This is a genomic window from Streptomyces sp. NPDC025806 (assembly GCF_055558275.1).
This window is the reverse complement of sequence record NZ_JBVHMU010000008.1, coordinates 406,113-414,484: the sequence shown is the minus strand read 5'-3', so window position 1 is coordinate 414,484 and position 8,372 is coordinate 406,113. Positions and strand designations below refer to the sequence as shown.

Here is an 8,372-nt window from a genome sequence, read left to right as displayed (position 1 = left end):
GGCCGCTACGTCCTGGACCCCCACGTCTTCGACATACTGCGCAAGACCGAACCCGGCCGCGGCGGCGAGATCCAGCTCACCGACGCCCTCCAGCAGCTCGCGGCGACGTATCAATCAGCGACTACTGCCGCGGGGAAGGTCGGCGGCCCCGTCCACGGCGTCGTCTTCAAGGGCCGCCGCTACGACACCGGCGACCGCGGCGACTACCTCAAGGCGATCGTGCGCCTCGCCTGCGAACGCGAGGACCTGGGCCCCGACTTCCGGACCTGGCTGACCGCGTACGTGGCCGAGGAGCTGCAGGGCTGACCTGCCCCGGCACGGACGAACGGCCCGGAACCTCCTGGAGGTTCCGGGCCGTTCGTGTCAGCTCGGAGCGATCAGCGCACGTCGACGTAGTCGGCGGAGGACGTCGCCACGGACGTCGTGCTGTTGCCCGGGTAGTACAGGCGCCACGTGCCGTCGGTGGAAGCCGTGATGGTGGTCTTCACCTGGCCGGTGGAGGAGCTGTTCACGGTCTTGACCGTGGTGTAGGTGCTGCTGCCGGCCTTCTTGAACTGCACCTGGACCGGCTGGGCGGCGTAGCCGTAGTACTTGAGGTAGGTCCAGCTGATCCGGCTCAGGCCGCCGGCGAGCGTGATCGGCTTGCCCTTGGCGACCGGCTCGGGCGAGGCGTTGAACGACGCGAAGTGAGCGGCGCGCTTGACCCAGTGGTTCTTGTAGACGTCGTTCTCGGCGACGTCGCCGTCCTTGCCGACGGCGGCGGCGTACACGTTCCACTTGCCGGCGAGCGAGCTCTTGTAGATGTTCGTCCGCGGGTCGGCCGTGAGGACGATCTTGCAGGTGGCCTTCGTCGCGCTCCAGTACTCGCAGTCGCGCGAGATGTCGTCGGAGGTCGGGATGATGGCGCCGTCGATGCCGTCCTCGGTCGAGAGGTCGGTGCCGTGCCACAGGAAGGCCTGGACGCCTTCGATGCCCTCGGGGTTGGTGGCCGTCACGTAGACGCTGAACGTCTTGGCGAGGACACCGCCGACGACGACGTCCTTGTTGGAGTTGACGGTCACCTTGGTGATCTCGATGTCGTCGACGGCGGCCGTCGACGAGGTGCTCTTCTGCTCACCGACCACCAGCGGCGCCACGGCGTCCGCGGCGGACGGGGCGGAGGGAGCGTCGTCCGCCTGTACGGCCGGGGCGACGAAGGCGGTCAGAGCCGCGGCGCCGGACATCGCGGCGACCAGACTGGCACGAATGCGCATGGATGCTTCTCCAGTTGAGAAGTACGGCTCTTGTGGTCCCGCGGGCCCGTGTACCCCGCGAGCGTGAAGAAGCCGTGTGATTCGAGTGAGCCTTCGGTTGACTCGCGGTGTAGACCCGCGGAAGACCCAAACGGTTGTGCGCGTCAGGACTTTTGTTCGTGCGAGCTTTCACGCCAGTCCCGGGGCGTCCCAGACCGGGAACCAGCGGCCCAGATCGGGCTCCACGCGCAGGTCGTCGCCGAGCGCGGCCCGCACCTCCAACTCCAGTGTGTTGTCCCGCTTCCGCTCCTGGTGGGGCCGCGGCGCGAAGGGGTAGAAGGTGCCGCGCTTGTAGAGGTAGACGAGCGCCACGGAGCGTGCCTCGCGCGGGTCCCGGAAGGCGATCAGGGAGCACAGCAGGTGCGGCCCGAACCCCCCTTCCTCGAGGGAGGTGTTGACCGCGTGGAGGTCGTTGACCAGTCCGGCCACGTCGTCCGGGGCGTGGCGCACGTGGAGCCAGGTGTAGCCGAGACCGTCCTCTGTCAACTCGACGGGCCCGTCGAGCAGTTCGGCGAGCTCGTCCTGGATCCGGTCGAAGGCGCCGCCCTCCACGCTCGCGAAGCAGACCGAGCCCTCCCCGGTGGGCAGGAGCCCGGCCGCGGCCTGGAGGGTGACGGCGGCCGAGGGCAGCGCGAAGAGCTGGTCGAGGTCGGGCCGGACGGGTTTGCTCCGGCCGAGGAGGGCGTCGAGGAATCCCATGCGGCGTCCTGTCACGGGCGGCCGAGCTGGGCCGAGATCCGGCTCAGCTGGTCGAGGCGCTGTTCGAGCGTGGGGTGCGAGGCGAGGAGCCGGGCGGCGCTCTCCTTGCTGAAGGCGGGCGCGAAGAAGAACGCGTTGAACGGCTCGGCCTTGCGCAGGTCCCGGGTCGGGATACGGGCGATCTGCCCGGTGACCTTGGTCAGCGCGGAGGCGAGGGCGGAGGGGCGGCCGGTGAGCAGCGCGGCGGCCCGGTCGGCGGACAGCTCGCGGTAGCGGGACAGCAGCCGGGTGAGCAGGAAGCTGATGGCGTAGACGACGGCGCTGACCGCGGTGACGATCAGGACGGCGACCGCCGTGTTGCTGTCGCGGTTGCTGCGGCCGAAGCCGCTCCAGATCGCCGAGCGGGTGATGAGGCCGGCCAGCACGCCGAGGAAGGAGGCGATCGTCATCACGGCCACGTCGCGGTGCGCGACGTGCGACATCTCGTGCGCGAGAACGCCCTCCAGCTCCTCGGGTTCGAGGCGGCGCAGCAGGCCGGTGGTGGCGCACACCATCGCGTTCTTGCGGTTGCGGCCGGTCGCGAACGCGTTGGGGACGTCCGAGTCGGCGACGGCGACGCGCGGCTTGGGCATGTCGGCGAGCGCGCAGAGCCGGTCGACCGCGGCGTGCAGTTCGGGGGCCTGCTCCGGGGTGACCTCGCGCGCGCCCATGCTGAAGGCGGCGATGCGGTCGCTGAACCAGAACTGACCGATGAACAGCGCGCCCGAGAAGAGCAGCACGAACGCCCACGCCCCCTTGAGGAGCACGACGAGCACGCCGACCACGACCACGTACAGCAGGCCGATGAAGAACATCGTCGCGACCATGCGTGAGGTGAGCCCGCGGTCGGGCGCGAACCGGGTCTGTGCCATCGAGGCCTCCCGAGAACTCGGGGGCGATCCTCTGCGGAGCATCCCCCCGCGGAGTGGTCGCTCTCCCCTTGGAACAATTGTCCCTCTGTCCTGCCGCTGCCGGGCGGGCGCCGAGGCGGGGCCGGGGAACATGGAGGAACATATGGATATGCATCGGCGTGAGGTTCCGCATCCGGGAACCGGGCCGTGACTCGGGCCGGAGACCGGCGGAAGGCGCCGCACCGGTCGCCGGGGCGACGCCTGGGCTCCCTGCTGAGCGCCCGCACCGTCGCCGGCCAGGTGTTCCTGTTGCAGGTCGCGACCGTGCTGCTGCTGGTGGCCGCCGCGGTGGTGGCGATGGTGGTGCAGGTGCGGCACGACACCGCGCAGGACGCCCGCCACCGGTCGCTGGCCGCCGCCGAGTCCTTCGCGCACGCCCCGGGCATCCTCCAGGCGCTCGACAGCCCCCATCCGACGGCGGTGCTGCAGCCGCTCACGGAGGCGGCCCGCAAGGGAGCCGGGGTCGACGCCATCGTCGTCTCCGACGACTCGGGTACCCGTCTCACCCACCCCGACCCCAGCCTGATCGGCAAACACATCATCGGCCCGAAGAGCGTCATAGCGGACGTGCGGGCCGGCCGGACCGTCACGGAGACCTTCAACGGGAGCCAGGGCCCCTCCGTGGTCTCCGCCGTCCCCATCACCCGGCCCGACGGGACCGTCGTCGGCATCGTGTCCGGCGGGGTCAAGATCGAGACGCTGAACAACGCCCTGGGCCGGCATCTGCCGGTCCTCTTCGGCTCCGCCGCCGCCGCGCTGGTCATCGCCACGGTCGGGGCGGGCCTGGTGGGCCGCAGGCTGCGCCGCCAGACCCACGGCCTGGGCCCGGCGGAGATGACCCGGATGTACGAGCATCACGCCGCGGTGCTGCACGCGGTGCGGGAGGGCGTGCTGATCGTCGGCGGCGACGGACTGCTGGTGCTGGCCAACGACGAGGCGCGGCGCCTGCTCGACCTGCCGGCGGACGCGGAGGGGCACCGGATCGACGAACTGGGCCTGGAGCCGGAGACGGCCGGGCTGCTGGGCTCGGGGCGCACGGCCACCGACGAGGTCCACCCGGCCGGGGACCGGTTGCTCGCGGTCAACATCCGACCCACCGAGCCGCACGGCGGCGGCCCCGGTACCGTCGCGACGCTGCGTGACACCACCGAGCTGCGGGCGCTGGCGGGCCGGGCCGAGGTGGCACGGGAGCGGTTGCGGCTGCTCTACGACGCCGGGGTGCGCATCGGTACGACGCTGGACGTGACCCGTACCGCCGAGGAGCTGGCGGAGGTGGCGGTCCCCCGGTTCGCGGACTACGTCACCGTGGAGCTGCTCGACCCCGTCCTGCGGGGCGAGGAGCCGGCCGGCACCCCCATGAAGATGCGCCGCGCCGCCTTCCGCGGCATCAGCGAGGACCCGCCGCTCTACCCCGTCGGCGAGCTGATCCACTTCGTGTCCCCCGACCATCCCATCGCGGACGACGGCGCGGTCCTGGAGGCGGATCTGGCGGCCTCCGAGCGCTGGCGCTCCCAGGATCCGGAGCGGGCGCGGCAGGTCCTCGACTACGGCATCCGGTCCCTGATCTCGGTGCCGCTGCGGGCCCGCGGAGTGGTCCTCGGGATGGCCGACTTCTGGCGCTCGGCGCACGAGCCGTTCGAGCACGACGACCTGTCGGCCGCCGAGGAGCTGGCCGCGCGGGCGGCGCTGGCGATCGACAACGCCCGCCGTTTCACCCGCGAGCACGGCATGGCCGTCACCCTCCAGCGCAGCCTGCTGCCCCGCGCCCTGCCCGAGCAGTCGGCCCTGGAGGTGGCGCACCGCTATCTGCCGGCCCGGGCCGGGGTGGGCGGCGACTGGTTCGACATCCTCCCGCTGCCCGGCGCGCGGGTGGCCCTGGTCGTCGGCGACGTGGTCGGGCACGGCCTGCACGCCGCGGCGACCATGGGCCGGCTGCGCACGGCGGTGCACAACTTCTCCGCCCTGGACCTGGCCCCCGACGAGCTGCTCGGTCATCTGGACGAGCTGGTCGCCCACATCGACAGCGACCGGGCCGTCGCCGACCAGGAAGGACCGGCGGTCACCGGTGCCACCTGCCTGTACGCCATCTACGACCCGAGCACCGGGCGGGCCGCCGTCGCGACGGCCGGGCATCTGGGCCCGGCCGTGGTGGACCCGGACGGCGCCGTCACGTTCCCGAAGCTGCCGGTCTCGCCGCCGCTGGGCCTGGGCGCCACCACGCCGTTCGAGACCGCCGAGCTGCATCTGCCCGCCGACTCCCGGCTCGTGCTGTACACGGACGGGCTCGTCGAGGACCGCGGCCGCGATCTCGACACCGGTCTGGAGCTGCTGCGCACGACCTTGGAGGGGCACCCGGACCGCGGCCCCGAGGAGACCTGCCGGGCCGTGGTCGACGCGTTGCTGTCCGAGCGCCCGCGGGACGACGTGGCGCTGCTCGTCGCCCGCACCCGGCTCCTCGACCCGATGCGGGTCGCCGAGTGGGACGTGCCCTCGGACCCGGCGGCGGTCGCCGGCGTGCGGGGCGAGGCGGCCCGTCAGCTGGAGGCCTGGGGCCTGGACGAGATCGGCTTCACCACCGAGCTGATCATCAGCGAACTGGTCACCAACGCCATCCGGTACGGCAGCCGGCCCATCCGGCTGCGCCTCCTGCACGACCGGAACCATCTGATCTGCGAGGTCGCGGACGGCTCCAGCACCTCGCCGCACCTGCGGCGGGCCAAGACCACCGACGAGGGCGGGCGCGGCCTGTTCCTGGTCGCCCAGTTCGCCCGGCGCTGGGGCACCCGCTACACGTCCCGCGGAAAGATCATCTGGACCGAACAGGCCCTGGGGGCGGGCGAACCCGACACCGATCCGGTCGACGCGCTGCTCGACCAATGGGGCGAATGAGAGCGCCTTCGGTGTGATGTGGGGCGCGTCACACGGGAGAGCCGTGGGGTCGCCGTGGAAGCATCATCACGGCGTCACCCCCCTGGGCCGGACCACACCCCGAGCCGCTTTCACGCAGCTCAGAACGTTTTTCTTAGGTGGGGCGGGTGGGACTCGAACCCACGGCCGACGGATTATGAGTCCGCTGCTCTAACCGGCTGAGCTACCGCCCCTACACGGCGTGGCGCGTACATGTGTACGCGCCGTCTGCCGCAGCATAGCCGCTCATACGATCTCCTGCCTCGGATGGTTCGGCTCTGCACGACCTTGAGGACTCCGGTGCGGCGCACGCGGTTCCACCAGGCACGAAAAAGCCCTCCGAAGTGAACTTCGAAGGGCTTGTCCGACAGCTCTCCCGACTGGACTCGAACCAGTAACCTGCCGGTTAACAGCCGGCTGCTCTGCCAATTGAGCTACAGGAGATCGAGCTCCCCCGACTGGACTCGAACCAGTAACCTGCCGGTTAACAGCCGGCTGCTCTGCCAATTGAGCTACAGGGGAATGTCTCGTCGCCTCGAACGCGTCCCCCTGGGCTAGTGCCAGGCGGCGTGCGCTCGCTGCGACACATACATTAGCGCAAGCAGGGGGGTGCTCCGCCAATCGGTTCCCCCCGGTGATCACCGAGCTACGGAAAGGGTGGCCCGTCATGCGCTACCGGCTCACATTCTTCGCCGGTCTGGCCCTGGGTTACGTACTGGGGACGCGGGCCGGACGCGACCAGTACGAGAAGTTGAAGAAGGCGGCCCGCGCGGTCGCCGAGAACCCGGCCGTGCGGAACACGGCGGAGGCCGGCGCCCAGCAGACCCGCCAGTACGCGGGCAAGGCCCTGCACTCCGTCACCGAGAAGGTCGGCGGCAAGGTGCCCGACTCCGTCGCCGGCCGGGTGCGTTCGCTGCGGGAGCGCGGCGCGGGCGCCGAGGACGACGACTGGGGCACCAGCAACACCTGACGGCCGCGGTCCCGGACGGCCGCGCGGTACGGCAGAATTTCCGTCATGGGGATAGTCGCCGGGCTGGACAGTTCGCCCGATTTCACGCGCATTGTGGTCTGTGACTCCGACACCGGGGCCGTGCTGCGGCAGGGGTACGCCCCGCACCCGCTGGAACCGGTGGAGGGCGGCGGACGCCCCACCGACGTGGACCCCCAGGCCTGGCTGCTCTCGCTCGGCGAGGCGGCCGGCGGGGGGCTTCTCGAAGGCGTGCAGGCGATCGGCGTGTCCGCGCAGGCGGGCGCTCTGGTCCCGCTGGACCACCAGGGCAACACGGTGCGCCCGGCCCTGGTCGGCAACGACAAGCGGGCCCAGGTCGCGGCCGCCGACCTCGTCGACCGGCTCGGCTCGCGCGAGGCGTGGGCGCAGGCCGTCGGCAGCGTCCCCCAGTCGGCGCAGCCCGTGACGAAGCTGCGCTGGCTGGCCCGCACCGAGCCGGAGAACGCGCAGCGCGTGGCCGCGCTCATGCAGGCCCACGACTGGCTCGTCTGGCAGCTGCTCGGTCGTCCGGCGCGCCGGACGACCGACCGCGGCGGCGCGTCCGGCACCGGCTACTGGTCGGCGGCCACCGGTTCCTGGCGGCCCGACCTCGTGGAACTCGCCCTCGGGCAGCAGGCGATGCTGCCCGAGGTGCTCGGTCCCGGCGACGCCGCGGGCACCACCCCGGAGGGCCTGGTCATCTCGGCCGGCACCGGGGAGACCATGGCCGCCGCGTTCGGCCTCGGTGTGCAGACCGGTGACGCCGTCGTGTCGCTCGGCGCGTCCGGGTCCGTGATGGCCGTGCACCACGAGGCGCTCGTCGACCCGAGCGGCTCCATCACCTCGCTCGCCGACGCGACCGGCATGCACCTTCCGGTCGTCCACACGCTCAACGCGGTACGGGCGCTGCGCGGCACCGCCGAGATGCTCGGGCTCGACGGCGGCCCGGAGGAGCTGTCCGAGCTGGCCGTGAAGTCCACGCCGGGCGCCCACGGGCTCGTCCTCCTGCCCTATCTGGAGGGCGAGAAGACGCCGAACCTGCCGCACACGGCGGGGACCCTGAGCGGGCTGCGGCGCGAGTCGATGAAGCCGGAGCACCTGGCGCGGGCCGCGTTCGAGGGCATGCTGTGCGGGCTCGCCGACGCGATGGACGTGCTGCGCGGGCGCGGGGTCGACATCCGCCGGGTGTTCCTGCTCGGCGCCGCCGCCGAGCTGCACGCCGTGCAGGCCGTCGCCCCGATGCTGTTCGGCACGCAGGTCGTGGTGCCGCAGCCCGCGGACTACGCGGCGCTCGGCGCGGCGCGGCAGGCCGCGTGGGCGATGACCGGGCAGCTGCCGCTGTGGCAGGGCGCGGCGGCGCAGGTCTTCGAGCCGGGCGAGGAGCTGGCCGTGGGGCAGGCGGTGCGGCAGCAGTACCGGGCGGTGCGCGAGCAGATCCACCCGGGCGCGTTCGCCTGAACCACCCGTTCCGCCGCCGGGGGCCGGAGTTTTGAGCGCTCTTGGGTTAATCGGTTGAGGTAACGCGGGGGGAGTGTT

General features: G+C 71.9%; 6 protein-coding genes, 3 tRNA genes and 1 pseudogene. 4 read left to right on the top strand and 6 right to left on the bottom strand.

Going from position 1 to position 8,372, the window contains the following annotated elements; all coding sequences use genetic code 11:
• A pseudogene (locus tag ACZ4E1_RS21265) lies at nt 1-306 on the top strand (UTP--glucose-1-phosphate uridylyltransferase); the annotation flags it as partial.
• A 71-nt stretch (nt 307-377) separates the two neighbouring features.
• Here the strand turns inward: ACZ4E1_RS21265 and ACZ4E1_RS21260 are convergent.
• The 3 genes from ACZ4E1_RS21260 to htpX all read right to left on the bottom strand — a co-directional run bounded on the left by ACZ4E1_RS21260 (nt 378) and on the right by htpX (nt 2,902).
• Nucleotides 378-1,253 (bottom strand): calcium-binding protein, encoded by an 876-nt coding sequence (locus ACZ4E1_RS21260; protein WP_467541323.1) that lies wholly within the window; start codon nt 1,251-1,253, stop codon nt 378-380.
• 168 nt (nt 1,254-1,421) lie between these two features.
• Complete coding sequence (gene pspAB / locus ACZ4E1_RS21255) at nt 1,422-1,991, bottom strand: PspA-associated protein PspAB (protein ID WP_467541321.1); 570 nt, start codon at nt 1,989-1,991, stop codon at nt 1,422-1,424.
• Between the two features lie 11 nt (nt 1,992-2,002).
• A complete protein-coding gene (htpX, locus tag ACZ4E1_RS21250) occupies nt 2,003-2,902 on the bottom strand; it encodes a zinc metalloprotease HtpX (RefSeq protein ID WP_188339083.1) in 900 nt (299 codons plus the stop codon).
• A 336-nt stretch (nt 2,903-3,238) separates the two neighbouring features.
• Here htpX and ACZ4E1_RS21245 point away from each other — a divergent pair, with 336 nt between their 5' ends.
• Nucleotides 3,239-5,830 (top strand): SpoIIE family protein phosphatase, encoded by a 2,592-nt coding sequence (locus tag ACZ4E1_RS21245; protein WP_467541351.1) that lies wholly within the window; start codon nt 3,239-3,241, stop codon nt 5,828-5,830.
• 138 nt (nt 5,831-5,968) lie between these two features.
• Here ACZ4E1_RS21245 and ACZ4E1_RS21240 read toward each other — a convergent pair.
• From ACZ4E1_RS21240 to ACZ4E1_RS21230, 3 genes are all read right to left on the bottom strand, one after another.
• Nucleotides 5,969-6,042, bottom strand: a tRNA-Ile gene (locus ACZ4E1_RS21240).
• 177 nt (nt 6,043-6,219) lie between these two features.
• Nucleotides 6,220-6,292 (bottom strand) — tRNA-Asn (locus ACZ4E1_RS21235).
• Between the two features lie 5 nt (nt 6,293-6,297).
• Nucleotides 6,298-6,370, bottom strand: a tRNA-Asn gene (locus ACZ4E1_RS21230).
• 145 nt (nt 6,371-6,515) lie between these two features.
• Here ACZ4E1_RS21230 and ACZ4E1_RS21225 point away from each other — a divergent pair.
• Both ACZ4E1_RS21225 and ACZ4E1_RS21220 read left to right on the top strand, forming a co-directional pair.
• Nucleotides 6,516-6,818 carry a YtxH domain-containing protein gene (locus tag ACZ4E1_RS21225; RefSeq protein ID WP_467541319.1) on the top strand — a complete coding sequence of 101 codons (303 nt, stop codon included), beginning with the start codon at nt 6,516-6,518 and terminating at the stop codon, nt 6,816-6,818.
• A 45-nt stretch (nt 6,819-6,863) separates the two neighbouring features.
• On the top strand, nt 6,864-8,294 hold the full coding sequence (locus tag ACZ4E1_RS21220) for an FGGY family carbohydrate kinase (protein ID WP_467541316.1): 1,431 nt from the start codon (nt 6,864-6,866) through the stop codon (nt 8,292-8,294).
• The last annotated feature ends 78 nt before the right edge of the window (nt 8,295-8,372 follow it).

Bases quoted from the DNA above. Each gene is read 5' to 3' on its own strand.
- ACZ4E1_RS21260 (WP_467541323.1), bottom strand. From the start codon at position 1,253: ATGCGCATTCGTGCCAGTCTGGTCGCCGCGATGTCCGGCGCCGCGGCT.
- pspAB (WP_467541321.1), bottom strand. From the start codon at position 1,991: ATGGGATTCCTCGACGCCCTCCTCGGCCGGAGCAAACCCGTCCGGCCC.
- htpX (WP_188339083.1), bottom strand. From the start codon at position 2,902: ATGGCACAGACCCGGTTCGCGCCCGACCGCGGGCTCACCTCACGCATG.
- ACZ4E1_RS21245 (WP_467541351.1), top strand. From the start codon at position 3,239: ATGGTGGTGCAGGTGCGGCACGACACCGCGCAGGACGCCCGCCACCGG.
- ACZ4E1_RS21225 (WP_467541319.1), top strand. From the start codon at position 6,516: ATGCGCTACCGGCTCACATTCTTCGCCGGTCTGGCCCTGGGTTACGTA.
- ACZ4E1_RS21220 (WP_467541316.1), top strand. From the start codon at position 6,864: ATGGGGATAGTCGCCGGGCTGGACAGTTCGCCCGATTTCACGCGCATT.